Raw genomic sequence first — 25,922 nt, forward strand, 5'->3', positions numbered from 1 at the left:
GCGGCTGTGCGCGTTGAGTCCGGCTCAGGGCTTTACTTCCAGAGCGCGCACTTGCTCTCGGCCTTGGTGGTGAACACCGTGTCGCCGGGCAGCTTCTTGACGAGCTTGTAGTAGTCCCAGGGCTTGGTGGACTCCGAAGGCTTCTTCACTTCCATCAGGTACATGTCATGCACGTAACGGCCATCGGGGCGCAGTTGGCCCGACGCAAAGAAGTCGTTCATCTTCATGCCGCGCCATGTGGCCATGACCTTGTCGGCATCCACCGTCTTGGCCGCTTCCACGGCCTTGAGGTAGTTCATCGTGGCGGAGTAATCGGCCGCCTGGATTTCGGTGGGCATGCGCTTGGTCTTCTCGAAGAAACGCGCGGCAAACTTGCGCGTGTCGTCGTTCAGATCCCAGTACCAGCTGGTGGTGAATTGCAGGCCTTCGGTGTTGCGCAGGCCCAGGCTGTGCACGTCGCTGATGAAGATCAGCAGACCCGCCAGCTTCATGCTCTTGCCAATGCCGAACTCCTTGGCAGCCTTGATGGCGTTGATGGTGTCGCCGCCAGCATTGGCGAGACCCAGAATCTGTGCCTTGGAGTTCTGCGCCTGCAGCAGGAAGGACGAGAAGTCGGACGCGTTGAGCGGGTGGCGCACGGTGCCCACCACGGTGCCGCCCTTGGCCTTGACCACCGTGCTGGTGTCGGCTTCGAGTGCATGGCCGAACGCATAGTCTGCCGTGAGGAAGTACCAGGACTTGCCGCCGGTATCCACGATGGCCGAACCCGTGCCCTTGGCCAACGCCACGGTGTCATAGGCATAGTGCACGGTGTAGGGCGTGCACTGGTCGTTGGTCAGCGCCGAACTGGCGGCGCCATTGTTGATGTACACGCGTTTCTTTTCGGCCGCCACCTTGGCCGATGCCAGGGCCGTGCCAGAGTTGGTGCCACCAAACAGCATGGTCAGGCCCTGGGTGTCGATCCACTCGCGGGCCTTGGAAGCTGCGATGTCGGCCTTGTTCTGGTGGTCTGCGGTGAGCAGCTCGATGGGCATGCCCAGCACCTTGCCGCCAAAATCATCAATCGCCATCTGGATGGCCACCGCACCGTTCTTGCCCTCCACGTCGGCGTACAGGCTGGACATGTCGGTGATGAAACCGATCTTGACCTTGTCTTGCGCATGCGCGGCCGAGGTGGCCAGGCCAGCGGCGCCCAGCACCAGTGCCAGCGCTTTGAGTTTGTTCTTCATGGATTGTCTCCTGTGGGTGTGGTTGAAGAAAACGGGAAGCAAGACTTCGGGGCGCGTTCAAACGCCCAGCAGTTCGGTGAGCACGGGCATCTTTTCTTCCAGCTCCGACGCGCCGAATTTTTCGACGATGCGGCCGTGCTCCATGACATAAAAGCGGTCGGCAAGCGGCGCTGCAAAGCGGAAGTTCTGCTCGACCATGACCACGGTGTAGCCTTTCTCGCGCAGCATCATGATCATGCGGGCCAAGGCCTGCACGATGACCGGTGCCAGGCCCTCGGAAATCTCGTCGAGCAGCAGCAACTTGGCGCCAGTGCGCAGAATGCGGGCCACGGCCAGCATCTGCTGTTCGCCGCCTGACAGACGCGTTCCCTGACTGTTCTTGCGCTCGGCCAGGTTGGGGAACATGGCATAGATCTCCTGCACCGACATGCCGGGCGTGCCGGTCTTCAGTGCCGGGGGCAGAAGCAGGTTTTCTTCGCACGACAGGCTGGAGAAGATGCCGCGCTCTTCCGGGCAGTAGCCCACGCCCAGGTGCGCAATGCGGTGCGTGGCCATGTGGATGGTCTCCACACCATGGATCTTGACCGAGCCCTTGCGCGCACCGGTCAGGCCCATGATGGCCCGCATGGTGGTGGTGCGGCCCGCGCCGTTGCGGCCCAACAGCGTGACGACTTCACCGGGCTGCACGACGATGTCCACACCATGGAGCACGTGCGACTCGCCGTACCAGGCTTCGAGGTTCTTGATTTCGAGGGCGGGAGCGGCAGCCATCAATGCGCTCCTTGGAGTTGACCGTCGGTGGTGCCCATGTAGGCTTCCATGACCTGTGGGTTGTTCGAAACTTCTTCGTAGGGCCCTTCAGCCAGCACTGCGCCGCGCTGCAGCACGGTGATGCGGTCCGCAATGGTGGAGACGACCTTCATGTTGTGCTCGACCATCAAGATGGTGCGACCGGCAGAGACCTTCTTGATCAGCTGGGTGACGCGGTCCACGTCTTCGTGGCCCATGCCCTGTGTGGGCTCGTCGAGCAGCATCAGCTCGGGTTCCATGGCCAGTGTGGTGGCAATCTCCAGCGCGCGCTTGCGGCCGTAAGGCAGGTTGACCGTCACCTCGTCGGCCAGGTCTTCCAGGCCCACTTCGGTCAACAACTGCATCGCGCGGTCGTCCAGCTGCGACAGGGTGCGCTCGCTGCGCCAGAAGTGGAACGATGTGCCCAGCTTGCGCTGCAGGCCCAGGCGCACGTTCTCCATCAGCGTGAGGTGGGGGAACACCGCCGAGATCTGGAACGAACGAATCACGCCGCGCCGCGCGATCTGTGCGGGCTGCTCTCGCGTGATATCGTGCCCGTTGAACCGGATGGTGCCCGAGGTGGGCGTGAGAAACTTGGTCAGCAGGTTGAAACACGTGGTCTTGCCTGCGCCGTTGGGGCCGATCAGCGCATGGATGGAGCCCCGGCGGACGGCCAGATTCACATCGCTGACGGCGGTGAAGCCCTTGAACTCTTTGGTCAGGCTGTGGGTTTCAAGAATGACGTCGCTCATTGCGCCTGGGTCGCTCCGTTGGGTGCTGGGGAAAGAAGCCTTGGCCAGCAAGGTCCTCATGCATGCGTTGTGATCGCAGTGCATCGTATGCCCCCCTACCCCGCAGTAGATACTGGGACTAATGCCTATGTATAAACGCCTACGCTTTCGGACATCGCGACCTGCGGCGGCGCCCATGGCAACGGTGCACAGGCACGGCATCGCCCGCCCTTGCTGGTTTTGGAGGCGATACCCCGCACAAAGCAGCCTGTGGCTTGCCCCCGCTCACGGGTCAGCCCGCCAGGCAGAACGCTGACTTTTTTCTTACATCTTGTCTTGCCGGTGACACGATGGCGCGCCCAGCGGCTCATGGACGGTCCCTCTACACTGACCCCCATGGCTTCCACCCCCACTCAACCCTCCAGCGGCGCCCCACGCTCCCTGACGGGCCTCCTTCCCTTTCTGCGACCGTACCGCGCACGCATCGCGCTGTCGGTGGTGTTCCTGGTACTGGCAGCGCTTGCCACCCTGGCCTTCCCCCTGGCCTTGCGCAACTTGGTCGATGGTGGCCTGGTGAACCCCGACAAGGGGGCCCAAACCATGGCACTGCGCAATCATTTCGAGGCGCTGTTTGCCGTGGCGGTGGCACTGGGGGTGTTCTCCGCCGCGCGGTTTTACATGGTGAGCTGGCTGGGCGAGCGGGTGACCGCCGACCTGCGCAACGCGGTGTACGGCCATGTGCTGCAACAAAGCCCGCAGTTCTTTGAGACCACCCAGACCGGCGAAGTGCTGTCGCGCCTGACCACCGACACCACGCTGGTACAGACCGTCGTCGGCTCCTCCCTGTCGATGGGACTGCGCAACGCCGTGATGGGGGTCGGGGCGTTGGCCATGCTGGTGTGGACCAACCCCTACGTCATGTCGGTGGTCATGGTGGCCGTGGTGCTGGTGGTGCTGCCCACCATGTGGATCGGCAGGCGCGTGCGGCGCCTGTCGCGCGACAGCCAGGACCGGGTGGCCGATTCCAGCGCCATCGCGGCCGAGGTGCTCAATGCCGTGCCGGTGGTGCAAAGTTACACGGCAGAACCTCGCGAGACCACCCGCTTCATGCAGGCCACCGAGAACGCGTTCCAGGTCGCCATCAAGCGCACCGGGGCCCGCGCCCTGCTCGTGGCCTTCATCATCATTGCAAACGCCGCACTGCTGCTCTGGGGGCTGTACCGGGGCACGGAGGCGGTGCTGGCGGGCAAGATGACAGCCGGGCATCTGGGGCAGACCGTGGTGTATGTGATCTTGCTGGCCGGTGCCGTGGCCGTGCTGGGCGAGGTCTATGGCGATCTGCTGCGCGCTGCGGGCGCCACGGAGCGGCTGATGGAATTGCTCGCGACCCGATCGCCCGTGGCAGACCCGATCGCGCCGCAGGACCTGCCTGTGTCGGAACGGGGGCTGGAGGTGGAGTTTGAGAACGTGTGGTTCCACTACCCCTCGCGCCCCGACCAGCCCGCGCTGCACGACTTTACGCTGCACCTGACGCCGGGCGAAACGGTGGCGCTGGTGGGCGCCAGCGGCGCAGGCAAAACCACGGTGTTCCAGCTGCTGCAGCGCTTTTACGACGTGGACACCGAGGCACAGGGCCAACCCCAGGGCGCCATCCGGCTCAACGGTGTGGACATCCGCCAACTGCGCCTGGAAACCCTGCGCTTGCACACGGGCACCGTGCCGCAGGACGCCGTGATTTTCTCGGCATCGGCCATGGACAACATCCGCTACGGGCGCCCCCAGGCGACAGACGAAGAAGTCATTGCAGCCACACGTGCCGCCTTTGCACACGACTTCATCATGGCGCTGCCCAAGGGCTATGGCACTTTCCTGGGTGAACGGGGCGTGCGGCTGTCCGGCGGCCAGCGACAGCGCATTGCCATTGCCCGGGCCATGCTCAAAAACCCGCCCCTGCTGCTGCTGGACGAAGCCACCAGCGCGCTGGACGCAGAGAGCGAACGCATGGTGCAGGCTGCGTTGGATACCGCCATGCAGCGCCACACAGGTCGGCGCACCACGCTGGTCATTGCCCACAGGCTGGCCACGGTGCAGAACGCGGACCGCATTGTGGTGCTGGAACATGGGCGCATCGTTGAGCAAGGCACCCACACGGCCCTGCTGGCGCAAGGCGGCGTCTATGCCCGCCTGGCGGCGTTGCAGTTCACGGTGTAACGCCCGCTCTGTCAGATCGCGGCCAGCAGTGGGGGTTTACAGAGGGTTTCCGGCCAGGCCCGGGTCGCCCGTCATATCGATATCAAATTGATAGCAATACTATCTTACCCATCAAGCGCCAGCAGCCTAAAACATTTAGTATTTTGGCCCCAAGTATCAACGACCTACTGGAGCGTTTCCTTGGCGGCGGCGGGCAGAGGCAAGGGCATGACGGCGATCCCCTCCTCCAGCAGCTCCATCGCCTCATCCGGAGTGGCCTGCCCGCGAATCGCACGCTCCTGCACCTCACCGTGGTGCATGCGCCGAGCCTCCTGCGCAAAGCGCGCACCCACATCCTCGGTATTCGCGACGATCTTGCGGGCAAGGTCCAGCCAGGCAGCCTGTAATGCGGGGGGAAGTGCGGGAGGGTTTCCGACCTGGAGACTGCCGCCCTCGGGTGCGGCAGACGGTGCAGCTGGCTCGCGCGCCCCCAGGTTCAGCCGGGGAGCACTCAAGCGTTTTTCAATGTGATCGTCCGCGCACAACGGGCATTGCACCAATCCACGTTGCTTCTGGCCCTGGAAATCGTCTTCCGACGCGAACCAGCCTTCAAAGACATGGCCCTGCCGGCATTGGAGATCAAGCACCTTCATGGCAAACCTTGGGCACGCCGACCATCAGCCGTGGCGGCGCAGCAGGTAACGGTAAACAAAACCTGGAAAGGCGAGTGTGAGGAACAGCGTCCCGGTGATCGCATAGAACTCCCAGCCTTGCGAAGCAATCTGCCCGGCCCTGCGCTCCAGCAACAGCGCCAAGCCACCCACCAGAAAGTACAGCAGGATCAGCTCGCCCAGGCGGCCCACCAGCGGCTTTCTCGGGTTGGACTGTGGCCCCACCGCCAGCCAGCGGTGGTTGACAAAAGGCAGGTTGGCAGCAATGAACGCTGCCACGATGACCAGCCAGACGGACCCGGTAAGCGACACAGGAACAGCAGGCAGTGGGGAACGCTTAGGTGGCCAGCGCGCGCACGACAGCGTCAGCGCAAAGGGCCATCAAGCCGCCGGGCAGAAGGCCCAGCACCAGCAGGAGCGCGCCGTTTAGGGTCAGCACAACACGCACATCCGCCGGGGCGGACACGTTCGAGGCCGTCAGCGGTGCATCGAAGTACATGACCTTCACCACCCGCAGGTAGTAGAAGGCGCCGATCAGCGACATGATCACCGCGAACACCGCCATCGCGATGTACAGAGTCTGGCCTGAGGCCACCAACGCCTGCAGCACGGCCAGCTTGGCGTAGAAACCCACGAGCGGCGGAATACCGGCCATCGAGAACAGGCAGACGGCCATCACACCGGCGTACAGGGGGCTGCGCTGGTTGAGGCCAGCAAAGTCCGAAATTTCCTCGCTTTCGAAGCCTTCGCGGGCCAGCAGCAAGATCACGCCAAAGGCTGCCAGCGTGGTGAGCACATAGGTCACCACGTAGAACATCGAGGCGCTGTAGGCGTTCTCAACGGCCGTAGCATCCACATTGCCGTTCACCACACCCGACATCAAACCCAGCAGCACAAAGCCCATTTGCGAGATGGTGGAGTACGCCAGCATGCGCTTGAGGTTGGTCTGCGCGATGGCGGCCAGATTACCCACGAGCAGTGAGCCAATCGCCAGCACTGCCAGCATCTGCTGCCAGTCGATGGCCAAGGGCAACAACCCGTCCACCAGCAGGCGGATGGTGATGGCAAACGCTGCCAGCTTGGGCGCACCACCGATCATGAGCGTGACCGCCGTGGGGGCACCCTGGTAGACGTCGGGAATCCACATGTGGAAAGGCACAACACCCAGCTTGAAGGCCAGGCCGGCAACCACGAACACGAGGCCGAAAACCAGCACTTGGTGGCGAATCTGGCCCGAATTGACGGCCTTGAACACCTGACCGATATCGAGCGAACCCGTGGCGCCGTAGATCATGGACAGACCGTACAGCAGGAAGCCGCTGGCCATGGCGCCAAGCACGAAATACTTCATGGCCGCTTCTGTGGCCGTGGCGTTGTCACGGCGCAGGGCCACAAGCGCGTAGCTCGACAGGGTCAGCAGTTCCAGGCCCAGGTAGATCACGAGGAAGTTGTTGCCCGAGATCATGATGAACATGCCCAGAAGCGCAAACATCGACAAGGTGAACATTTCGCCGCCACGCATCATGCCGCGATCTGCCGCGTAAGGTCGGGCATAGACCAGCGTGATCATCATGGCCACCGTGGCAAAGCACTTGAGCCAGTTGCCCATGGCATCGCTCACCACCATGTTGCCAAACCCATAGAAGGTGTTGCCGCTGCTGGCGTACATGGCCTGCAGCCCAGCCACCACGGCCAGCGTGAGCAGGGTGAGCACGTAGGTGGCGGTGCGGCGGGCGCTGTGCACGCCCAGGTCGACCAGCGCGATCACGCAGGCCATGGTCAACAGCACGATTTCGGGATAAATCGCGAGCCAGCTGATGTTGTCAATCATCTTCTTGAATCTCTTAGTTCAGCTTGGACAGCGCAACATGCTTGAGCAGTTCCGCCACCGAGGTGTCCATCACGTCCGTGAACGGACGGGGATACAGGCCCATGGCCAGTACGGCAATGCCCAGCAAGGCAAGCACCAGGAATTCGCGGCTGTCGATGTCGGTCAGGCCCTTGACGTTGTCATTGCCCACTGGCCCCAGGTATACGCGCTTGAACATCCACAACGTGTAGGCGGCACCAAAGATCAGCGCAGTGGCGGCGGCCAGACCGATCCAGAAGTTGGCCTTGACGGCGCCGAGGATCACCATCCACTCGCCCACAAAGCCGGCAGTGCCTGGAAGGCCGCAATTGGCCATCGCAAACAGCAGCGCAAAGGCCGTGAAGTTGGGCATGGTGTTGACCACACCGCCGTAAGCGGCGATTTCACGCGAATGCACGCGGTCATACAGCACGCCAATGGACAGGAACATCGCGCCCGAGACAAAGCCGTGGGCAATCATCTGCACCAGGCCGCCAGACACGCCCAGGTCGTTGAAGATAAAGAAGCCCAGCGTCACAAAGCCCATGTGCGCCACAGACGAATACGCCACCAGTTTCTTCATGTCCTTCTGGACCATGGCCACCAGACCCACATAGATCACGGCAATCAGCGACAGGGCAATCATCAGCCAAGCCCACTCGCGCGAGGCATCGGGGGCGATGGGCATCGAAAAACGCAGGAAGCCGTATGCGCCCAGCTTCAGCATGATGGCGGCCAGCACGGCGGAGCCTCCGGTGGGCGCCTCCACGTGCACGTCGGGCAGCCAGGTGTGCACCGGCCACATGGGCACCTTCACGGCAAACGCCGCAAAGAAGGCAAAGAACAGCAGCGTCTGCGCCGTACGGCTCAGCGGCAACTGGTGCCACGTGGCAATGTCGAAGCTACCGCCCGACTGGTTGTACAGGAAGATCAGCGCGATCAGCATCAGCAGCGAACCGAGCAGCGTATACAGGAAGAACTTGAAAGCCGCGTAGATCTTGTTGGGGCCACCCCAGATACCGATGATCAGGTACATCGGAATCAGCGTGGCTTCGAAGAACACGTAGAACAGCATGCCGTCCAACGCCGTGAATACGCCAATCATGAGGCCCGACAGGATCAGGAACGCTCCCATGTACTGGTTGACGCGCTCGGTGATGGACTCCCAGGAAGCCACCACGACGATGACCGTGATGAATGCCGTCAGCGGCACGAACCAGAACGAGATGCCATCCACACCAAGGTGATAGTGGATGTTGAAGCGTTCGATCCAGGCAGCCTTCTCGACAAACTGCATCGCCGCCGTGCCCAGTTGGAACCCATCGTACAGGGGCAACGTCACCAGGAAGCCAACCACGGCCCCCACCAGCGCCAGCCACCGCACCGCGCGGGCATGCTCATCCCGCCCAATGGCCAGCAGCAGTACACCGAAGGCAATCGGTGCCCAGATTGCAAGACTCAACAGACCCATTTGTTGTTTTCCTTATTTGATGAGCTGCAACAGAGCATCGCCCCAGACAAACCAGGTCATCAGCGCGAAGACACCCAGGATCATCACCAGCGCGTAGTGGAAGATAAAGCCCGACTGCATCCAGCGCACGATGCCGGAAACTCCACGCACCAACTTCCAAGAACCGTTCACGAGAGCGCCATCGATGATGGCCTGATCGCCTACCTTCCACAGCCCGACACCCAGCGCACGAGCACCACGGGCGAGGATGTTCTCGTTGATCCAATCGAGGTAATACTTGTTCTCCAGCAAGGTGTACAGCGGCTGGACACGTGCCTTGATGCCCGCAGGCAGCGCAGGATTGACCATGTACATGTAGTACGAAGCAGCTACCCCCGCCAAAGCAAGCCAGAAAGGCGCTGTCTGCAGACCATGCAGTGCCATCCCCACCGGACCGTGGAAGATTTCTGCCAGCTTCGCCATGGCCGGGTGCTTGGCCGCATCGACAAAGATCACGTCCTTGAAGAAGTCACCAAACAGCATGGGCTGGATGAACATGAAGCCCACCACCACCGAAGGAATGGCCAGCAGCACCAGCGGCACCGTCACCACCCAGGGGGATTCGTGTGGCTTGGCATCGTGCCCGTGGTGATCATCATGACCATGGTGGTCGTCATGGTGCGCATCCGGGTTCTGGTCGTAGCGCTCCTTGCCATGGAAGACCAGGAAATACATGCGGAACGAATAGAACGCCGTGATGAACACACCTGCGAGCACGGCAAAGTGCGCAAAGCCGGCTGCGGGCAGTTGGCTGAAGTGCACGGCCTCAATGATGCTGTCTTTGGAGTAGAAGCCCGAGAACAGCGGTGTACCGATCAACGCCAGCGAACCCAGCAGTGAGGTGATCCAGGTAATGGGCATGTACTTGCGCACGCCGCCCATCCAGCGGATGTCCTGGTTGTGGTGCATGCCCATGATGACCGAGCCGGCCCCGAGGAACAGCAGTGCCTTGAAGAACGCGTGAGTCATCAGATGGAACACGGCCACCGAGTAGGCCGATGCGCCCAGGGCCACAGTCATATAACCCAGCTGCGACAGCGTGGAATAAGCCACCACACGCTTGATGTCGTTCTGGATGATGCCCAGAAATCCCATGAACAGCGCCGTGATGGCACCAATCACGAGGATGAAATTCAGGGCCGTATCAGACAGTTCAAACAGGGGCGACATGCGCGCCACCATGAAAATGCCCGCGGTCACCATGGTTGCCGCGTGGATCAGCGCCGAGATAGGGGTTGGACCTTCCATCGAGTCGGGCAGCCACACGTGCAGCGGGAACTGGGCCGACTTGCCCATCGCGCCAATGAACAGGCAGATGCAGATCACGGTGATCAGCATCCAGTCGGTGCCGGGGAATGGCAGACCACCCAGTTCACCCGTCTTCGCGAACACTTCGCCGTAGTTCAACGTGCCAGCGTAGGCTGCGATCAGGCCAATGCCCAGGATGAAACCGAAGTCGCCCACCCGGTTGACCAGAAAGGCCTTCATGTTGGCAAAGATCGCCGAAGGCTTGTTGAACCAGAAGCCGATCAGCAGGTAAGACACCAGGCCCACGGCTTCCCAACCGAAGAACAGCTGCAGCAGGTTGTTGCTCATCACCAGCATCAGCATGGAGAACGTGAACAACGAGATGTAGGCGAAGAAACGGTTATAGCCGTCGTCCTCTTCCATGTAGCCAATGGTGTAGATGTGCACCATCAGCGACACGAAGGTCACCACCACCATCATCATGGCGGTGAGGCTGTCCACCAGGAAGCCCACTTCCATCTTCAGACCACCAACAACCATCCAGGTGTACAGCGTCTCGTTAAAACGCGCGCCATCGATCGCAACGCTCTTGAGCGTCATCGCAGACAACACGAACGCCACGAGCACGCCCAGGATCGTCAGGGTATGGCTCAGGCGTCGGCCTATCCAGTTACCACCAAAGGTCGTACCAAAGATGCCGGCCAGCAAAGCACCCGCCAGCGGAGCCAGTGGCACGGCCAGGAGCGTTGAAGCAGAGAGGGTTTGACTCATTCTTGAGAACCTTGGGAATACGGGTAGCCCATCAACCCTTGAGGGTGTTGAGGTCTTCCGCGTTGATGCTGGACTTGTTGCGGAACAGCAGCACCAGGATGGCCAGGCCGATGGCCGATTCGGCTGCCGCCACGGTCAGGATGAAGAACACAAACACCTGGCCGTGCATGTCGCCCAGATAGTGGGAGAAAGCCACGAAGTTCATGTTCACCGCCAGCAGCATCAATTCGATGGCCATCAGCAGCACGATCAGGTTCTTGCGGTTCAGGAAAATCCCGATCACCGCGAGCGCGAACAACATCGCGCCCAGCGAGAGAAAGTGTCCCAATGTCAGCGTCATGCTTTTTTCTCCTCGGCGGCAGGCTCTGCCTGCGCTTCGTCCACCGGCTTCTGGGTCACTGCGACCTTCACCACTTCCAGGCGGTCCGCAGCACGGACGCGGATCTGCACCGAAGGATTGATGGCCTTGCTGTCCTTGCGCTGGCGCAGGGTGAGCGCAATGGCGGCAATCATGGCCACCAGCAGAATCACAGCTGCGATTTCAACGGGATAAAGGTATTCGGTGTAAAGCAGCTTGCCCAACGCCTTGGTATTCGAATACGGGACCACCTGCCCCGCAGCATCCACCATGGTGGCGACGGCCTTGGGCTCGTCCATGCCACGAAAACCGCCCATCAGCACCGCGGCCATTTCCAGCGCAATCAAAGCCCCTACCGTGGCGGCCAGGGGAAAGTGCTTCCAGAAGCCTTTGCGCACCGTGTCGATGTGAATATCAAGCATCATCACGACGAACAGGAACAGCACCATTACCGCGCCCAGATACACGAGCACCAAGGCAATGGCGAGGAATTCGGCTTTGAGCAGCAACCACACCGCTGCCGCCTGCGAAAACGCGAGGATGAGATAGAGCACGGCATGCACAGGATTGCGCGCAGTGATCACCCGGAAGGCTGCAAACAGCAGCACAACCGAGAAGAGGTAGAAGAAACCAGTCTTGGCGTCCATGAATCGGGTCTTTATAGAAAGTCTGGCAAAGAGGCTGAAGCCTTCACCGCTCAGCGGTACTTGGCGTCCGCAGCCTTGGCTGCCGCAATTTCACCTTCGTACCGGTCGCCCACGGCCAGGAGCATGTCCTTCGTGAAATACAGATCGCCACGCTTTTCGCCGTGGTATTCAAAGATGTGCGTCTCCACGATGGAATCCACCGGGCAGCTTTCTTCGCAAAAACCGCAGAAGATGCACTTGGTCAGATCGATGTCATAGCGAGTGGTGCGGCGGGAGCCATCGGCACGGACGTCCGACTCAATCGTGATCGCCATGGCGGGGCAAACGGCCTCGCACAACTTGCAGGCGATACAACGCTCTTCCCCGTTGTCATAGCGGCGCAGCGCATGCAGACCGCGAAAACGGGGTGAAAGAGGCGTTTTCTCTTCCGGGAACTGCACAGTCACCTTGCGGCGAAAGGCATAGCGGCCCGTGAGGGCCATACCCTTGAGCAACTCCACGAGCATGAAGCTCTTGAAGAAATCCTTGAACGAAAAAGGTGCAGCAGCAGCAACAGCAGTCATTTGTGTCCCCGCTTATTTCCAGATATTCCAAGGCGAGAGCAACCACCCGCCGACAAACAACAAATACACCAGCGTGACTGGAATAAAGATCTTCCAGCCCAGACGCATGATCTGGTCATAACGGAAACGGGGGAAGGTCGCCCGGATCCAGATGAACATGGACACCACAAGGAAGGTCTTGATACCCAGCCAGATCCAGCCGGGAATCCAGTTGAACAACGCACTGTCGATGGGGGGCAGCCAGCCGCCAAGGAACATCAGTGCAGCCAGGATGGAAACGAGCCACATGCTGGCGTACTCAGCCAGGAAGAAGATCGCAAAGCCCATGCCGGAATACTCCACCATGTGGCCGGCCACAATTTCCGCCTCGCCTTCCACCACGTCAAACGGGTGGCGGTTCGTTTCAGCAACCCCAGAGATCAGGTAGACCAGAAAAATGGGCAGCAGCGGGAGCCAGTTCCAGGACAGGAAGGTCAGGCCCTTATCCGCAGCCATGCCACGCCCCTGCCCCATCACGATTTCGGTCAGGTTCATGCTTCCGGAAACCATGATCACGACCAGGAAGCAGAAGCCCATGGCAATTTCGTAGCTCACCATCTGTGCGGAAGCACGCAGCGCACCGAGAAAAGCATACTTGGAGTTCGAGGCCCAGCCAGCGATGATCACACCATAGACCTCGATCGAGGTGATGGCCATGACCAGCAGCAGACCTGCATTCACATTGGCCAAGGCCACATCGGGGCCAAAGGGGATAGCCACCCAGGCAGCCAGTGCCGGCATGATGGCCATGACAGGTCCGAGGACAAACAAGCCCTTGCTGGCCGCCGTGGGCTGGATGATTTCCTTGGTCAACAGCTTCAGCGCGTCAGCGATAGGCTGCAGCAACCCCATGGGACCCACGCGGTTAGGGCCATGGCGCACCTGCATGAAGCCCAGGAGCTTACGCTCCCACAGCGTGAGGTAGGCCACCGCACCCATCAAAGGCGCCAGGATACAAACGATCTTGATCAGGATCCAGAGCACCGGCCAGACGATGCCAGACCACCACCCAAAAGAAAGCAGGTTCAGGCCCGCGTTGTAGATCGCGTCGATCATGCGGCCACTCCTTCACGTGCCATGCGCGCGTCGGCAGTGAGCTGCAACGACGTGGAACGGCGCACCAGGCCGTCCAGTTGATAGATGGATGCGACCACGGGTTCACCTGCTGCGGCTGTCGCAGCAACTGGCACCGTCTTCACAGCGTTGGACATCTGAGCAGCCGCCAATTGCGTGACCGTGCCCGCAGGGGCATTCGTGGCACGGACCAGCACGTCCTGCGAGGTTTCAAAGTCGAAGCCCGGCACACCCAGCAGATTGGCCAGAACGCGCAGAACCTTCCATGCAGGGCGGGTGTCACCCAGAGGGCGTACTACGGCATGGAAGCTCTGCAGACGGCCTTCCGCATTGACGAAGCTGCCAGACGTTTCGGTGAACGGCGCAATTGGCAACAAAACGTCACTGAACTCCATATTGGCCTTGAAGGGGCTCAACGTGATCACCATGTCTGAACCAGACAGCGTGGCAGCAGCACTGGCGCCCGCAGCGGAGTCGTACACCGGCTCAGTATTGAGCAACAAGGCTGCCTTCAGACCACCGGAAAGCATCTGGCCCGCATTCAAGCCACCATTGACAGGATGAGCCCCCACGAACTGAGCACCCACCGTATTGGCGGCTTCCGTCAGGTAGCCGACGGATGCCCCCGTGTTCTCACCAATCCAGTTGGCCAGCGCCAGCAATTGCGTAGCTTGTGCATGGTGCGCAGCCGCATTGCCCAGCAACAGCGCCTTGCGTTCGCCACCCAGCAGGGTACGGGCGATCGCCAAGGCACCCTCGGTCACGGCACCTGCCCCCGCAGGCGCAGAAGCACCCTTTTCCTGCGCCACCGCAGCAGCGATGCCGCCAAGCGCCGCCACCCATTGGGCAGCAGGCTGCAGCAGGGAGTGTTTCACCGGCATTGCCCAGTCAGCCAGGGCCGAATCGACCACACTGACCTGACAGCCGTGGCGTGCTGCCTGGCGAATGCGCTGGGCGAACAACGGATGGTCCTTGCGCAGGTTGGAGCCCACCACAAGCACACTCTGCAACGTGGACAACGAGGCAATGGACGTGCCAAGCCAGCGGATACCTTCGGGCGCTGCAAATTCAGCATTGCGCAGGCGGTAGTCGATGTTGTCACTGCCCAGACCACGCACCAGCGCAGAAGCCAGGTACAACTCTTCGACCGTGCTGTGCGGGCTCACCAGAGCGCCAATGCTGTTGGCGCCGTGGTCGTTCTTGATGTTCTTCAAACCGTTGGCGACGTATTCCAGTGCGGTCTGCCAATCGACCTGCCTCCACACCCCGCCCTGCTTGAGCATCGGCTGGGTCAGGCGTTCGTCGCTGTTGAGCGATTCGTACGAGAAACGGTCACGGTCGGCAATCCAGCATTCGTTGACAGCCTCATTCTCGAACGGCACCACGCGCATGACCTTGTGGTTCTTGACCTGAACAATCAGGTTGGAACCGGTCGAATCGTGGGGGCTCACCGAACGGCGGCGCGACAACTCCCAAGTACGGGCGCTGTATCGGAAAGGCTTGCTCGTGAGCGCACCGACAGGGCAGATGTCGATCATGTTGCCCGACAGCTCGGAGTCCACCGTATCACCGGTGACCGTTGTGATCTCCGAGTGCTCGCCGCGATGGATCATGCCCAGCTCCATCACGCCGGCCACTTCCTGACCAAAGCGCACGCAACGGGTGCAGTGAATGCAACGGCTCATTTCCTGCATGGAAATCAGCGGGCCAACATCCTTGACAGGCACCACGCGCTTTTCTTCTTCGTAGCGCGAAGAAGAGCCGCCGTAGCCCACGGCCAGGTCCTGCAACTGGCATTCACCGCCCTGGTCGCAGATGGGGCAATCCAGCGGGTGGTTGATCAGCAGGAACTCCATGACCGACTGCTGGGCTTTGATGGCCTTGTCGCTCTTGGTGCGCACGATCATGCCCTGCGTCACCGGCGTAGCGCACGCAGGCATGGGCTTGGGAGCCTTTTCCACATCCACCAGGCACATACGGCAGTTGGCGGCGATCGAAAGCTTCTTGTGGTAGCAGAAATGCGGAATGTAGGTGCCCGCCTTCTCGGCTGCATGCATCACCATGCAGCCTTCAGCGACTTCCACTTTCTGACCGTCCAGTTCAATTTCAACCATATGTTTTCTCGCGATCAGACGGAGGTCGCGGCCTGCGGGGCCTTGTTCCGGATCAGTGCCTCAAACTCGGGACGGAAATGTTTGATCATGGCGCGCACAGGCATGGCAGCGGCATCGCCCAGCGCACAGATCGTGCGCCCCTGGATGTTGTCTGCCACCGAATTGAGCAGGTCCAGATCGCCTTCGCGCCCCTGACCGTGCTGAATACGGTCGATCACGCGCCACATCCAGCCCGTGCCTTCACGGCATGGCGTGCACTGGCCACAGGACTCGTGGGAATAGAAGTACGACAGGCGCAGCAAGCTCTCCACCATGCTGCGGGAATCGTCCATCACGATGACGGCACCCGAGCCCAGCATGGAGCCAGCCTTTGCAATGGAGTCGTAATCCATCGTGCATTCCATGATGATGGAGGCAGGCAGCACCGGGGACGATGAGCCACCGGGAATCACTGCCTTGAGCTGGCGCCCCTTGCGCACGCCACCGGCCAGTTCGAGCAGCTTGGCAAACGGCGTACCCATGGGCACTTCGTAGTTGCCGGGCTTTTCCACATCGCCCGAAACCGAGAAGATCTTGGTGCCACCGTTGTTGGGCTTGCCACACTCCAAGTAGGCTTGGCCGCCATTGCGGATGATCCACGGCACGGCCGCGAAGGTCTCCGTGTTGTTGATGGTGGTGGGCTTGCCGTACAGACCGAAGCTGGCAGGGAACGGCGGCTTGAAGCGCGGCTGGCCCTTCTTGCCTTCGAGCGATTCGAGCAGCGCAGTTTCTTCGCCACAGATATAGGCACCGAAGCCATGCGCCGCATGCAGCTGGAAGCTGAAGTTGCTGCCAAGGATCTTGTCACCCAGGTAACCGGCTGCGCGCGCTTCTTCCAACGCTTCTTCAAAGCGGTCGTAGGTCTGGAAGATTTCACCGTGGATGTAGTTGTAGCCCACGGAGATGCCCATCGCGTAGGCCGCGATGATCATGCCTTCGATAACGATGTGCGGGTTGAACTGAAGGATGTCACGATCCTTGCACGTGCCAGGCTCGCCTTCATCGGAGTTGCACACGAGGTACTTCTGGCCCGGGAACGAGCGGGGCATGAAGCTCCACTTGAGGCCGGTGGGGAAACCCGCACCGCCACGGCCGCGCAGGCCTGATTCCTTGACAGTGGCGATGACCTGGTCCTGCGTGAGCGGTTCGCCGCCATCGGTGCCCAGGATTTTGCGCAGCGCAGCATAGCCGCCGCGCGCTTCGTACTCTTTGATGCTCCAGTTCGTGCCATCCAGGCCCGCATAGATCTGCGGGTTGATATGGCGGTCGTGGAAGCAGGTCTGGACGCCCGTGGCCTGGAACTGCGAGAGGATCTGTGCAGCGGTGGTCATGCTTGTCCCTCCGCCGCGCGCAGGCCGTCGACCAACTGGTCGAGCTTGTCGTTGTCCATGAAGCTGCACATCGTGCGGTCATTGACCAGCATCACGGGCGCATCGGCGCAGGCGCCCAGGCACTCACACTGCTGCAGGGTGAACAGGCCATCGGCCGTGGTCTCGCCCATGGTCACACCAAGCTTCTTTTCAAGGTGGTGCAGCGCCTTCTGTCCGTCGCGCAGCTGACAAGGCAAGTTGGTGCACACGTTGAGCTTGTACTTGCCCAACGGCTGCTGGTTGTACATGTTGTAGAAGGTAGTGACTTCATGCACGGCGATCTGGGCCATGCCCAGATACTCGGCGATCACCGCTTCACTTTCAGCACTGACAAACCCCTGCTCCTGTTGCACGATAGACAGGCAGGCCATCACTGCAGACTGCTTCTGCTCGGCGGGGTACTTGGCCACTTCACGCGCAAAACGCGCGCGGGTCGATTCGGTAATCATCGGTCAATCTCTCCGAACACGATATCCATGGTGCCAATGATGGCCACGGCGTCCGCAATCATGTGGCCGCGAGCCATTTCGTCCAGCGTGGCCAGGTGCGCGAAACCAGGCGCACGGATCTTGAGGCGGTACGGTTTGTTGGCGCCGTCGCTCACCAGGTAGATGCCAAACTCGCCCTTGGGATGCTCCACCGCAGCATAAGCCTCACCCTCTGGCACGTGAAACCCTTCAGTGAAAAGCTTGAAGTGGTGGATCAACTCCTCCATGTTGGACTTCATGGATTCACGAGCGGGCGCAGCCACCTTGTGATTGTCAGTAATGACAGGACCCGGATTGGCTTTGAGCCAATCCACACACTGCTTGATGATGCGATTGGATTCGCGCATTTCCTGCACGCGTACCAGATAGCGGTCGTAGCAGTCACCTGTCTTGCCCACGGGCACGTCGAAGTCCATGCGGTCGTAGACATCGTAAGGCTGGGTCTTGCGCAGATCCCATGCGATGCCAGACCCACGGATCATGGGGCCGGTCATGCCCAGGTTCAGCGCACGCTCGGGTGGCACCACACCAATACCCACGGTGCGCTGCTTCCAGATACGGTTGTCGGTCAGCAGGGTCTCGTACTCGTCTACGCAACCGGGGAAGCGCTTGGTGAAGTCGTCGATGAAATCAAGCAAAGAACCTTGGCGGTTCTGGTTCATGGCCTCCAGGGCCTTGGCGTTCTTGATCTTGCTGACCTTGTATTGCGGCATGGAGTCCGGCAGGTCACGGTACACACCGCCTGGACGGAAATACGCTGCATGCATACGCGCGCCAGAGACCGCTTCGTACATGTCGAACAGGTCTTCGCGCTCGCGGAAGGTGTAGATCAGGATGGTGGAGCTGCCGCAGTCGTTGCCATGCGAACCCAACCACATCAGGTGATTCAGCAGGCGCGTGATTTCCGAAAACATCACGCGGATGTACTGCGCACGCAGGGGCACTTCCAGGCCCAGCAGCTTTTCGATGGCCAAGCAGTAGGCGTGCTCATTGCACATCATCGAAACGTAGTCCAATCGGTCCATGTAGGGCAGCGACTGGATGTAGGTCTTGTGTTCGGCCAGCTTTTCGGTGGCGCGGTGCAGGAGACCGATGTGCGGGTCGGCTCGCTGTACGACTTCGCCGTCGAGCTCCAGCACCAAGCGCAGCACACCGTGCGCCGCCGGATGCTGCGGACCAAAGTTCAGGGAATAGTTCTTGATTTCAGCCATGGTGGTTCACATGGGGCGCGGGCGCCTTAGTGCAGGCCTCCGTACTTGTCTTCGCGGATGATGCGCGGCGTGATCTCCCGCGGCTCGATCGACACGGGTTCGTAAACCACCCGGCGCAGCTCTGCGTCGTAGCGCATCTCAACATGACCAGACAGCGGAAAGTCTTTGCGGAAGGGATGGCCAATGAAGCCGTAGTCGGTCAGGATGCGGCGCAGGTCGTTGTGGCCGTCGAACACAATGCCGAACAGATCAAACGCTTCGCGCTCGTACCAGTTGGCGGAGTTCCACAGGTCGGAGACCGAGGCCACCACCGGAAAATCATCATCGGCGCAGAACACCTTGACCCGTACACGCTGATTCAGACTGACGGACAACAGGTGCGAGACCACGCAGTAGCGGGCTCCTTCACGCACGGCATCAGCATATGCCGAATAGTCCACACCACACAAATCGATCAGTTGCTCAAAGCGGCAACCTTCAGCGTCACGCAACACGCGCATGGATTCGAGGTAATCAGCCGCATCAACAACCAAGGTGACCTCATCCAACGCCACCGTGATCTGACGCACCATCGCCCCCAGGGCGGCGGCAATATTGTCTTTGAGTTTTTCAGGCCGAATGGCAACAGCGGTCATCATCAACCCTTCAGACACGAGCAATGGTGTTGGTACGGCGAATCTTTTGCTGCAGCTGGATGATCCCGTAGATCAAAGCCTCCGCCGTGGGCGGGCAACCTGGCACGTAGACATCCACCGGAACAATGCGATCGCAACCACGCACCACGGAGTAGCTGTAGTGGTAGTAACCGCCGCCGTTCGCACACGAGCCCATCGACAACACCCAACGCGGCTCGGACATCTGGTCGTACACCTTGCGCAACGCAGGCGCCATCTTGTTGCACAGCGTGCCGGCCACAATCATGAGGTCAGACTGGCGCGGGCTCGCGCGGAACACCTCCGCCCCAAAACGACCGATGTCGTAACGTGCCGCCGCAGCATGCATCATTTCGACGGCACAGCAAGCCAAGCCGAATGTCATCGGCCACAGAGAGCCGGTCTTGGCCCAATTCACCACCGAGTCGTAACTCGTGGTGATAAAGCCTTCCTTCATCACGCCTTCAATCATTGCATCATCCTTGTTGAGGCTCGCTCATTCCCAATCCAGGGCACCCTTTTTCCACTCGTAGGCAAAACCCACAACCAGAATGGCCAGGAAAATAACGACCGCCACGAAACCAGCGATCCCCACCTCATGCAGCGTCACCGCCCACGGGAAGAGGAATGCAATTTCGAGATCGAACAGAATGAAGAGAATGGCCACAAGGTAGTAGCGCACATCAAACTTCATGCGCGCATCCTCGAAGGCTTCAAAGCCACATTCGTAGGGAGAGTTCTTCGCGGCATCCGGGCGGTTGGGGCCCAGTATGTAGCCGAGTACAAGGGGGACAACGCCTACGGCGATGCCGACCAAGATGAACAAAAGGACGGGGAGGTACTGATCGAGGTTCATCTTGAGGATGTGCTCACCGCTGTGGCCTTGCCCGTCAGGACCCGAGCCGGGTCATGCAGGCAGGCCTTTGTTTTGGTGCCGTCGGCGAGACTCGAACTCGCACAGCTTTCGCCACTACCCCCTCAAGATAGCGTGTCTACCAATTTCACCACGACGGCTGATTTTTGCATCTGGATGGCATGAGGAACCTTGCGGTTTTGGCTTTCCAGACAATCCGGAATTCTACTCCGGAAAAACCCTGCTTCGGCTTACGAAGCCCAATTTAGTGCAGATTATTTGGTGGGGATCTGCGCTGCACCCGAGGCGGGCACGGCAGGAGCCACAGCAGCATCCGAAGCCGACAACGAAGGCGCACCTGCAGGCACTGCAGCAGCGGGATTTTCCAGCACGCTACCCGAACTGGCAGGACGCGCATTGCCGAAATAGGCCAGTGCCAGCGTTGCCACAAAAAACACCGCAGCCAGCACCGCCGTAGTGCGCGACAAGAAGTTGGCGCTACCGCTGGCACCAAACAGGCTTCCGGAACTGCCACTGCCAAACGCTGCACCCATATCGGCGCCCTTGCCATGCTGGATCAGGATCAGGCCAATCATCCCCAAGGCCGTCAGCATCTGCACAGCCAACACCACATTCACGATCACGTTCATTCTCTGTTCACTCCTGATTGAATAGTTTGAAGGGCAGCCTCAACGGGCGGCCGCAATGATTTGAAGGAAATCGGGCGCTTTCAGCGAGGCACCGCCAACAAGGCCACCATCGATATCCGGCTGGGAAAGCAACTGGGCGGCATTGGCCGCATTCATGCTGCCGCCGTACAGCAGGCGGATTCGATCCGCATGCTCGCTGGCCGCAGACAGCTGTGCCCGCAGCACTGCATGCACTGCCTGCGCCTGCTCGGGCGACGCCGTGCGGCCCGTGCCAATGGCCCAGACCGGTTCGTAAGCCACCACCACTTCGCTGATGCAGTGACCATTGAGGTGGATCACCGCCGCCAGTTGGCGCTTGACCACAACCTCGGTCTGCCCAGCTTCGCGCTCCTGAAGAGTCTCGCCCACGCAGACGATAGGCGTGATACCTGCCGCCAGTGCGCGTTGCGCTTTCTCGGCGACCACCACATCGGTTTCACCATGGTATTGGCGGCGCTCTGAATGCCCCACGAGCGCGTACCGCACACCAAAGTCTTTCAACATGGCGGCCGACACCTCTCCGGTATAGGCACCTGCTTCGTGCTGCGATACATCCTGGGCAGCCACAGCCACCAAAGAACCCAACGCAGCAGCCTGCACCTGCGCCAGATAGGGCGCCGGCACCGCAACGGCCACGTCACAAACCGCGTCAGCCAGCCCCGCCAAGATGCCTTTCAGCAAAGCATCGTTGGCAGCCAGACTGCCGTTCATCTTCCAGTTGCCTGCGATGAGTTTTCTCTTGTTTTTCATGATCACCACGTCAAAACAATCTTGCCAATGTGCTGATTTGACTCCATCAGCGCGTGGGCCTTAGCAGCCTCTGTCGCCGCAAATGTGCTGTGAATGACGGGCCGCACACGCCCCGCCACCAGCAGAGGCCACACATGCTCGCGCAATGCGCGCGCAATCGCCCCCTTGAATGCCACAGAACGCGGACGCAAGGTGGAGCCAGTAATGGTCAGCCGGCGGCGCAGCACCAAACCCGCATTGAAGTCGCTCTTGATGCCACCCTGCACCGCAATGATGACAATGCGGCCGTCCTCAGCCAGGCACTGCACCTCGCGCGCCACGTAGTCACCTGCCACCATGTCCAGCACCACATCCACGCCTTTGCCCTGCGTAATGCGATTGGCTTCTGCCACAAAATCCTGCGTCTTGTAGTTGATGGCCTCGTGGGCCCCCAGCTGCAGGCATGCCGCACACTTTTCGTCGCTACCCGCAGTTGCAATGACCGTTGCACCAAAGGCCCGCGCCAATTGAACAGCTGTCACACCAATACCACTGGTACCGCCTTGCACCAGCAGGCTCTCACCCGCCTGCAGGTGCCCCCGGTCGAACACATTGCTCCACACGGTGAAGAACGTCTCGGGCAGTGATGCAGCCTCGACATCGCTAAAGCCATCAGGCACCGGCAGGCACTGCACCACAGGCGCCACGCACCATTGGGCATAACCACCGCCCACCACCAGCGCACAAACGCGGTCACCCACCCGGATAACCGCCTCGGCCATGGCTGCAGCATCCCCCGACTCCACCACTCCCGCGACTTCCAGGCCCGGCAGGTCAGACGTGCCGGACGGAGGGGCATAGTGCCCCATCCGCTGAAGCACATCGGGGCGATTGATACCGCTGGCAGCCACACGGATCAGCAGCTCACCGACACCCGGCTGCGGCACGGGGCGTTCACCCAGGCGCAATACCTCGGGCCCGCCAAAGGAAGTGATCTCGACAGCACGCATATTGCGATTCATGGGACGGTTAATTTTTGAGTGATTTTGGCCGCCAGCGCTTTATTCACAAGCGCAAGCAGCTACAAAATCAATAGCAAACAACCCAATCAGCCAACGATCTGCCCGGAACCGCCGTCCGAAGGCAAGGACTGTTGCTGTTGCTGCTGATCCGCTGGCTGACGGCCCCCGTCACGACCATGGTCACGGCGTGGTTCGCGGTCGCCGCGCTCTGCTGGAGCAGGACGGTCGCTGCCGCCGGCAGGACGATCGGCCAGCACCTTCATCGACAGCTTGACGCGGCCCTTCTCGTCGGTTTCCATGACCTTGACCTTCACGATCTGGCCTTCGGTCAGATAGTCACCCACGCGCTCAACGCGCTCGTGGGCAATCTGGCTGATGTGCAGCAGGCCGTCCTTGCCTGGCAGCAAATTAATCAGTGCGCCGAAGTCCAGGATCTTGGTCACAGGGCCTTCGTAGATCTTGCCAATTTCGACTTCGGCCGTGATCTGCTCAATCCGCTTCTTGGCCTCATCGGCCTTGGCTGCGTCAGTGGCGGCGATGGTGATGGTGCCGTCTTCCTCGATGTTGATCTGGCAGCCGGTTTCTTCGGTCAGCGCACGGATCACCGCGCCGCCCTTGCCGATCACGTCACGGATCTTCTCGGGGTTGATCTTCATGGTGTACAGCTTGGGCGCGAAGTTCGACACTTCGGTCTTGGCTTCACCCATGGCCTCTTGCATCTTGCCCAGGATGTGCATGCGCGCTTCCTTGGCCTGGGCCAGGGCGACCTGCATGATTTCCTTGGTGATGCCTTGGATCTTGATGTCCATCTGCAGCGCGGTAATACCGGCCGTGGTGCCCGCCACCTTGAAGTCCATGTCACCCAGATGATCTTCATCACCCAGAATGTCGGTCAACACGGCAAAACGGTTGGCATCCTTGATCAGGCCCATGGCGATACCCGCCACATGCGCCTTCATCGGAACGCCCGCGTCCATCAGCGACAGGCAGCCACCGCAGACCGAGGCCATCGACGACGAGCCGTTGGATTCGGTGATTTCGGACACCACGCGCATGGTGTAGGGGAATTCTTCCTTCGTCGGCAACACGGCAATCAGAGCGCGCTTGGCCAGACGGCCGTGGCCGATTTCGCGGCGCTTGGTCGAACCCATGCGGCCCACTTCGCCGGTGGCAAAGGGAGGCATGTTGTAGTGCATCATGAAGCGGTCTTCATACTCGCCAGCCAGCGCATCAATGCGCTGAGCGTCGCGCTCGGTGCCCAGCGTGGTCACCACCAGCGCCTGGGTTTCGCCACGCGTGAAGAGCGACGAGCCATGGGCGCGAGGCAGTACGCTGCCACGGATTTCGATAGGGCGCACGGTGCGCGTGTCGCGGCCATCAATGCGGGGCTCACCAGCCAGGATCTGGCTGCGAACGATGCCGGCTTCGATATCGAACAGCATGCCTTCAACCTTGACAGCGTCGAATTCAACGCCTTCAGCCTTCAAGGCTGCCATCACGGCCGCATAAGCTTCACGGCAAGCCTGCGTGCGGGCTTGCTTGTTGCGGATCTGGTAGGCTGCGCGCAGCTTGTCGTCGGCCAGGGCCACCACCTTGGCGATCAGGGTTTCGTCCTTGGCAGGGGCTTCCCACTGCCATACAGGCTTGCCAGCATCGCGCACCAGTTCGTGGATGGCGTTGATGGCCACATTGCCTTGCTCGTGGCCAAACACCACGGCGCCGAGCATGATTTCTTCGGACAGTTGCTGTGCTTCGGATTCCACCATCAGCACGGCGGCCTCTGTACCCGCCACCACCAGATCCATCTGCGAGTTCTTGCGCGCAGTCTGACCAGGGTTGAGCACGTATTCGCCGTTGATGTAGCCCACGCGTGCGGCGCCGATGGGGCCGTTGAACGGGATGCCAGAAATGGCCAGGGCTGCACTGGTAGCGATGAGGGCTGCGATGTCAGCGTCCACTTCGGGGTTCAACGACACCGTGTGGATGACCACATGCACTTCGTTGAAGAAACCTTCGGGGAACAGCGGGCGGATCGGACGGTCGATCAGACGGCTGGTCAGGGTTTCGTGCTCGCTGGGCTTGGCTTCGCGCTTGAAGAAGCTGCCGGGGATCTTGCCTGCAGCGTAGGTCTTCTCTATGTAGTCCACCGTCAGGGGGAAGAAGTCCTGTCCTGGCTTGGCACCCTTGGATGCCACCACGGTGGCCAGCACCACGGTGTCATCAATGTTCACCAGCACAGCGCCGGACGCTTGGCGGGCGATCTCACCCGTTTCCATGATGACGGTCTTGTCACCCCATTGGAAGGTCTTGGTGACTTTGTTGAAAATGCTCATGTTCAGCTCCTGTTTTAATAGCTGGTAGCGCGCTACCAGATTGGCTTGGAGAGCAATTCAGAACACGATGCCATTCCAGGGAACCTGCACACCAACCCATGGCGGCAACTTCATTGGAATGACACAGCTTCGCTCTGTTTTGCGACTCCGAAGTAAAAAACGCCTGAGCTAGCGGACTAACCCAGGCGTTTTCGCATGCGATTGCAATTACTTGCGCAGACCCAGCTTGGCGATCAGCGCGGTGTAACGGTCAGCGTCCTTGGCCTTCAGGTAGTCCAGCAGCTTGCGACGACGGCTCACCATGCGCAGCAGGCCACGGCGACCATGGTGGTCCTTGGCATGCGTCTTGAAGTGAGGGGTCAGTTCGTTGATGCGGGCGGTCAGCAGGGCCACCTGCACTTCTGGGCTACCAGTGTCATTGGCAGCACGGGCGTTCGCCTTGACGACTTCGGCCTTGATGGAGGATGCGATCATTATTTTTCCTTGATAAGGCCCGCAAAGGAAGCTGGGCCGTGGTTTTTACTTGCGCCAGCGGCTGGAACGGCTGCAGGCGTGCGTCTTGCACCATGCAAAACCTAGTGATTATAGCCCCGGTAGCAATTGGACCTTGCCAAGCAAGACACGATCTAGAACACTCGCACCCAACACCACAATCACCCAGCAACACAGAAAGCCTCCAATGACGCAAGCCTATGCAAACAGAGCGCGCAGACTTTTCCGACTCTCCCGGCAACACATTGCTCTCTCCACAG

General features: G+C 60.5%; 25 protein-coding genes and 1 tRNA gene. 1 reads left to right on the forward strand and 25 read right to left on the reverse strand.

Features of this window, described 5'->3' with window-relative positions:
• Nucleotides 1-32: 32 nt before the first annotated feature.
• From EXV95_RS08985 to EXV95_RS08995, 3 genes are read right to left on the reverse strand one after another with little or no spacing between them, the layout of a single operon-like run.
• Nucleotides 33-1,229 (reverse strand): ABC transporter substrate-binding protein, encoded by a 1,197-nt coding sequence (locus EXV95_RS08985; protein WP_176886573.1) that lies wholly within the window; start codon nt 1,227-1,229, stop codon nt 33-35.
• A 57-nt stretch (nt 1,230-1,286) separates the two neighbouring features.
• The gene (locus EXV95_RS08990) at nt 1,287-2,000 is read right to left on the reverse strand and encodes an ABC transporter ATP-binding protein (protein WP_055393254.1); all 714 of its coding nucleotides are present in this window, start codon (nt 1,998-2,000) and stop codon (nt 1,287-1,289) included.
• Nucleotides 2,000-2,770, reverse strand: a complete 771-nt coding sequence (locus EXV95_RS08995) for an ABC transporter ATP-binding protein (RefSeq protein WP_055393252.1) — start codon at nt 2,768-2,770, stop codon at nt 2,000-2,002. The genes EXV95_RS08990 and EXV95_RS08995 overlap by 1 nt, the downstream gene beginning before the upstream one ends.
• A gap of 375 nt (nt 2,771-3,145) precedes the next feature.
• On the opposite strand from EXV95_RS08995, the gene EXV95_RS09000 reads away from it, so the two are divergent.
• Nucleotides 3,146-4,960 carry an ABC transporter transmembrane domain-containing protein gene (locus EXV95_RS09000; protein WP_176886574.1) on the forward strand — a complete coding sequence of 605 codons (1,815 nt, stop codon included), beginning with the start codon at nt 3,146-3,148 and terminating at the stop codon, nt 4,958-4,960.
• A gap of 164 nt (nt 4,961-5,124) precedes the next feature.
• Here the strand turns inward: EXV95_RS09000 and EXV95_RS09005 are convergent, their stop codons facing one another.
• The 22 genes from EXV95_RS09005 to rpsO form a co-directional block, all read right to left on the reverse strand.
• On the reverse strand, nt 5,125-5,592 hold the full coding sequence (locus tag EXV95_RS09005) for a DUF1178 family protein (RefSeq protein ID WP_176886575.1): 468 nt from the start codon (nt 5,590-5,592) through the stop codon (nt 5,125-5,127).
• A gap of 24 nt (nt 5,593-5,616) precedes the next feature.
• A complete protein-coding gene (locus tag EXV95_RS09010; RefSeq protein ID WP_055393246.1) occupies nt 5,617-5,922 on the reverse strand; it encodes a DUF2818 family protein in 306 nt (101 codons plus the stop codon).
• A gap of 25 nt (nt 5,923-5,947) precedes the next feature.
• Nucleotides 5,948-7,441, reverse strand: a complete 1,494-nt coding sequence (gene nuoN / locus EXV95_RS09015) for an NADH-quinone oxidoreductase subunit NuoN (RefSeq protein WP_055393244.1) — start codon at nt 7,439-7,441, stop codon at nt 5,948-5,950.
• A 13-nt stretch (nt 7,442-7,454) separates the two neighbouring features.
• Nucleotides 7,455-8,930 carry an NADH-quinone oxidoreductase subunit M gene (locus EXV95_RS09020; RefSeq protein WP_055393242.1) on the reverse strand — a complete coding sequence of 492 codons (1,476 nt, stop codon included), beginning with the start codon at nt 8,928-8,930 and terminating at the stop codon, nt 7,455-7,457.
• A 12-nt stretch (nt 8,931-8,942) separates the two neighbouring features.
• The gene (gene nuoL, locus EXV95_RS09025) at nt 8,943-10,988 is read right to left on the reverse strand and encodes an NADH-quinone oxidoreductase subunit L (RefSeq protein ID WP_055393240.1); all 2,046 of its coding nucleotides are present in this window, start codon (nt 10,986-10,988) and stop codon (nt 8,943-8,945) included.
• A 31-nt stretch (nt 10,989-11,019) separates the two neighbouring features.
• Nucleotides 11,020-11,328, reverse strand: a complete 309-nt coding sequence (nuoK, locus tag EXV95_RS09030; RefSeq protein ID WP_005793248.1) for an NADH-quinone oxidoreductase subunit NuoK — start codon at nt 11,326-11,328, stop codon at nt 11,020-11,022.
• Nucleotides 11,325-11,993 (reverse strand): NADH-quinone oxidoreductase subunit J, encoded by a 669-nt coding sequence (locus EXV95_RS09035; RefSeq protein ID WP_176886576.1) that lies wholly within the window; start codon nt 11,991-11,993, stop codon nt 11,325-11,327. The genes nuoK and EXV95_RS09035 overlap by 4 nt, the downstream gene beginning before the upstream one ends.
• 50 nt (nt 11,994-12,043) lie before the next feature.
• Entirely contained in the window at nt 12,044-12,556 is a 513-nt protein-coding gene (gene nuoI, locus EXV95_RS09040; RefSeq protein WP_010463942.1) for an NADH-quinone oxidoreductase subunit NuoI, read from the reverse strand.
• Between the two features lie 12 nt (nt 12,557-12,568).
• Nucleotides 12,569-13,651: an NADH-quinone oxidoreductase subunit NuoH gene (nuoH, locus tag EXV95_RS09045; RefSeq protein WP_176886577.1), complete on the reverse strand. Its 1,083-nt coding sequence runs from the start codon at nt 13,649-13,651 to the stop codon at nt 12,569-12,571.
• A complete protein-coding gene (gene nuoG / locus EXV95_RS09050; RefSeq protein WP_176886578.1) occupies nt 13,648-15,783 on the reverse strand; it encodes an NADH-quinone oxidoreductase subunit NuoG in 2,136 nt (711 codons plus the stop codon). The genes nuoH and nuoG overlap by 4 nt, the downstream gene beginning before the upstream one ends.
• Before the next feature lie 14 nt (nt 15,784-15,797).
• On the reverse strand, nt 15,798-17,153 hold the full coding sequence (gene nuoF / locus EXV95_RS09055; protein WP_176886579.1) for an NADH-quinone oxidoreductase subunit NuoF: 1,356 nt from the start codon (nt 17,151-17,153) through the stop codon (nt 15,798-15,800).
• Nucleotides 17,150-17,641: an NADH-quinone oxidoreductase subunit NuoE gene (gene nuoE, locus EXV95_RS09060; protein ID WP_176886580.1), complete on the reverse strand. Its 492-nt coding sequence runs from the start codon at nt 17,639-17,641 to the stop codon at nt 17,150-17,152. The genes nuoF and nuoE overlap by 4 nt, the downstream gene beginning before the upstream one ends.
• Nucleotides 17,638-18,891, reverse strand: a complete 1,254-nt coding sequence (locus EXV95_RS09065; RefSeq protein WP_176886581.1) for an NADH-quinone oxidoreductase subunit D — start codon at nt 18,889-18,891, stop codon at nt 17,638-17,640. Before EXV95_RS09065 ends, nuoE begins: the two co-directional genes overlap by 4 nt.
• Nucleotides 18,892-18,917: 26 nt before the next feature.
• Complete coding sequence (locus tag EXV95_RS09070) at nt 18,918-19,526, reverse strand: NADH-quinone oxidoreductase subunit C (RefSeq protein WP_055393297.1); 609 nt, start codon at nt 19,524-19,526, stop codon at nt 18,918-18,920.
• Nucleotides 19,527-19,536: 10 nt separating this feature from the next.
• Entirely contained in the window at nt 19,537-20,016 is a 480-nt protein-coding gene (locus tag EXV95_RS09075) for an NADH-quinone oxidoreductase subunit B family protein (protein ID WP_007849129.1), read from the reverse strand.
• Between the two features lie 24 nt (nt 20,017-20,040).
• A complete protein-coding gene (locus EXV95_RS09080) occupies nt 20,041-20,400 on the reverse strand; it encodes an NADH-quinone oxidoreductase subunit A (RefSeq protein ID WP_055393226.1) in 360 nt (119 codons plus the stop codon).
• 73 nt (nt 20,401-20,473) lie between these two features.
• Nucleotides 20,474-20,558, reverse strand: a tRNA-Leu gene (locus EXV95_RS09085).
• Between the two features lie 114 nt (nt 20,559-20,672).
• Nucleotides 20,673-21,047 (reverse strand): preprotein translocase subunit SecG, encoded by a 375-nt coding sequence (gene secG, locus EXV95_RS09090; RefSeq protein WP_055393223.1) that lies wholly within the window; start codon nt 21,045-21,047, stop codon nt 20,673-20,675.
• 39 nt (nt 21,048-21,086) lie between these two features.
• Complete coding sequence (gene tpiA, locus EXV95_RS09095) at nt 21,087-21,836, reverse strand: triose-phosphate isomerase (protein WP_055393221.1); 750 nt, start codon at nt 21,834-21,836, stop codon at nt 21,087-21,089.
• 2 nt (nt 21,837-21,838) lie between these two features.
• On the reverse strand, nt 21,839-22,825 hold the full coding sequence (locus tag EXV95_RS09100; protein WP_176889004.1) for an NAD(P)H-quinone oxidoreductase: 987 nt from the start codon (nt 22,823-22,825) through the stop codon (nt 21,839-21,841).
• A 98-nt stretch (nt 22,826-22,923) separates the two neighbouring features.
• Nucleotides 22,924-25,170, reverse strand: coding sequence for a polyribonucleotide nucleotidyltransferase (pnp, locus tag EXV95_RS09105; protein WP_055393218.1), 2,247 nt, complete (start codon nt 25,168-25,170; stop codon nt 22,924-22,926).
• A 207-nt stretch (nt 25,171-25,377) separates the two neighbouring features.
• Entirely contained in the window at nt 25,378-25,644 is a 267-nt protein-coding gene (rpsO, locus tag EXV95_RS09110; protein WP_005793232.1) for a 30S ribosomal protein S15, read from the reverse strand.
• Nucleotides 25,645-25,922 lie beyond the last annotated feature (278 nt).

Source organism: Acidovorax sp. JMULE5 (assembly GCF_013376875.1).
GTDB classification, from domain to species: domain Bacteria; phylum Pseudomonadota; class Gammaproteobacteria; order Burkholderiales; family Burkholderiaceae_C; genus Acidovorax; species Acidovorax facilis.

Excerpts from the sequence above, each read along its gene's own strand:
- nuoN (WP_055393244.1), bottom strand. The coding sequence starts at position 7,441 with ATGATTGACAACATCAGCTGGCTCGCGATTTATCCCGAAATCGTGCTG.
- EXV95_RS08985 (WP_176886573.1), bottom strand. The coding sequence starts at position 1,229 with ATGAAGAACAAACTCAAAGCGCTGGCACTGGTGCTGGGCGCCGCTGGC.
- EXV95_RS09070 (WP_055393297.1), bottom strand. The coding sequence starts at position 19,526 with ATGACCGCTGTTGCCATTCGGCCTGAAAAACTCAAAGACAATATTGCC.
- pnp (WP_055393218.1), bottom strand. The coding sequence starts at position 25,170 with ATGAGCATTTTCAACAAAGTCACCAAGACCTTCCAATGGGGTGACAAG.
- nuoI (WP_010463942.1), bottom strand. The coding sequence starts at position 12,556 with ATGACTGCTGTTGCTGCTGCTGCACCTTTTTCGTTCAAGGATTTCTTC.
- nuoF (WP_176886579.1), bottom strand. The coding sequence starts at position 17,153 with ATGACCACCGCTGCACAGATCCTCTCGCAGTTCCAGGCCACGGGCGTC.
- EXV95_RS08995 (WP_055393252.1), bottom strand. The coding sequence starts at position 2,770 with ATGAGCGACGTCATTCTTGAAACCCACAGCCTGACCAAAGAGTTCAAG.
- EXV95_RS08990 (WP_055393254.1), bottom strand. The coding sequence starts at position 2,000 with ATGGCTGCCGCTCCCGCCCTCGAAATCAAGAACCTCGAAGCCTGGTAC.
- secG (WP_055393223.1), bottom strand. The coding sequence starts at position 21,047 with ATGAACGTGATCGTGAATGTGGTGTTGGCTGTGCAGATGCTGACGGCC.
- nuoL (WP_055393240.1), bottom strand. The coding sequence starts at position 10,988 with ATGAGTCAAACCCTCTCTGCTTCAACGCTCCTGGCCGTGCCACTGGCT.
- rpsO (WP_005793232.1), bottom strand. The coding sequence starts at position 25,644 with ATGATCGCATCCTCCATCAAGGCCGAAGTCGTCAAGGCGAACGCCCGT.
- EXV95_RS09080 (WP_055393226.1), bottom strand. The coding sequence starts at position 20,400 with ATGAACCTCGATCAGTACCTCCCCGTCCTTTTGTTCATCTTGGTCGGC.
- EXV95_RS09065 (WP_176886581.1), bottom strand. The coding sequence starts at position 18,891 with ATGGCTGAAATCAAGAACTATTCCCTGAACTTTGGTCCGCAGCATCCG.
- EXV95_RS09005 (WP_176886575.1), bottom strand. The coding sequence starts at position 5,592 with ATGAAGGTGCTTGATCTCCAATGCCGGCAGGGCCATGTCTTTGAAGGC.
- EXV95_RS09035 (WP_176886576.1), bottom strand. The coding sequence starts at position 11,993 with ATGGACGCCAAGACTGGTTTCTTCTACCTCTTCTCGGTTGTGCTGCTG.
- EXV95_RS09000 (WP_176886574.1), top strand. The coding sequence starts at position 3,146 with ATGGCTTCCACCCCCACTCAACCCTCCAGCGGCGCCCCACGCTCCCTG.
- nuoE (WP_176886580.1), bottom strand. The coding sequence starts at position 17,641 with ATGATTACCGAATCGACCCGCGCGCGTTTTGCGCGTGAAGTGGCCAAG.
- EXV95_RS09075 (WP_007849129.1), bottom strand. The coding sequence starts at position 20,016 with ATGATTGAAGGCGTGATGAAGGAAGGCTTTATCACCACGAGTTACGAC.
- nuoK (WP_005793248.1), bottom strand. The coding sequence starts at position 11,328 with ATGACGCTGACATTGGGACACTTTCTCTCGCTGGGCGCGATGTTGTTC.
- EXV95_RS09100 (WP_176889004.1), bottom strand. The coding sequence starts at position 22,825 with ATGCGTGCTGTCGAGATCACTTCCTTTGGCGGGCCCGAGGTATTGCGC.
- nuoG (WP_176886578.1), bottom strand. The coding sequence starts at position 15,783 with ATGGTTGAAATTGAACTGGACGGTCAGAAAGTGGAAGTCGCTGAAGGC.
- nuoH (WP_176886577.1), bottom strand. The coding sequence starts at position 13,651 with ATGATCGACGCGATCTACAACGCGGGCCTGAACCTGCTTTCTTTTGGG.
- tpiA (WP_055393221.1), bottom strand. The coding sequence starts at position 21,836 with ATGAAAAACAAGAGAAAACTCATCGCAGGCAACTGGAAGATGAACGGC.
- EXV95_RS09020 (WP_055393242.1), bottom strand. The coding sequence starts at position 8,930 with ATGGGTCTGTTGAGTCTTGCAATCTGGGCACCGATTGCCTTCGGTGTA.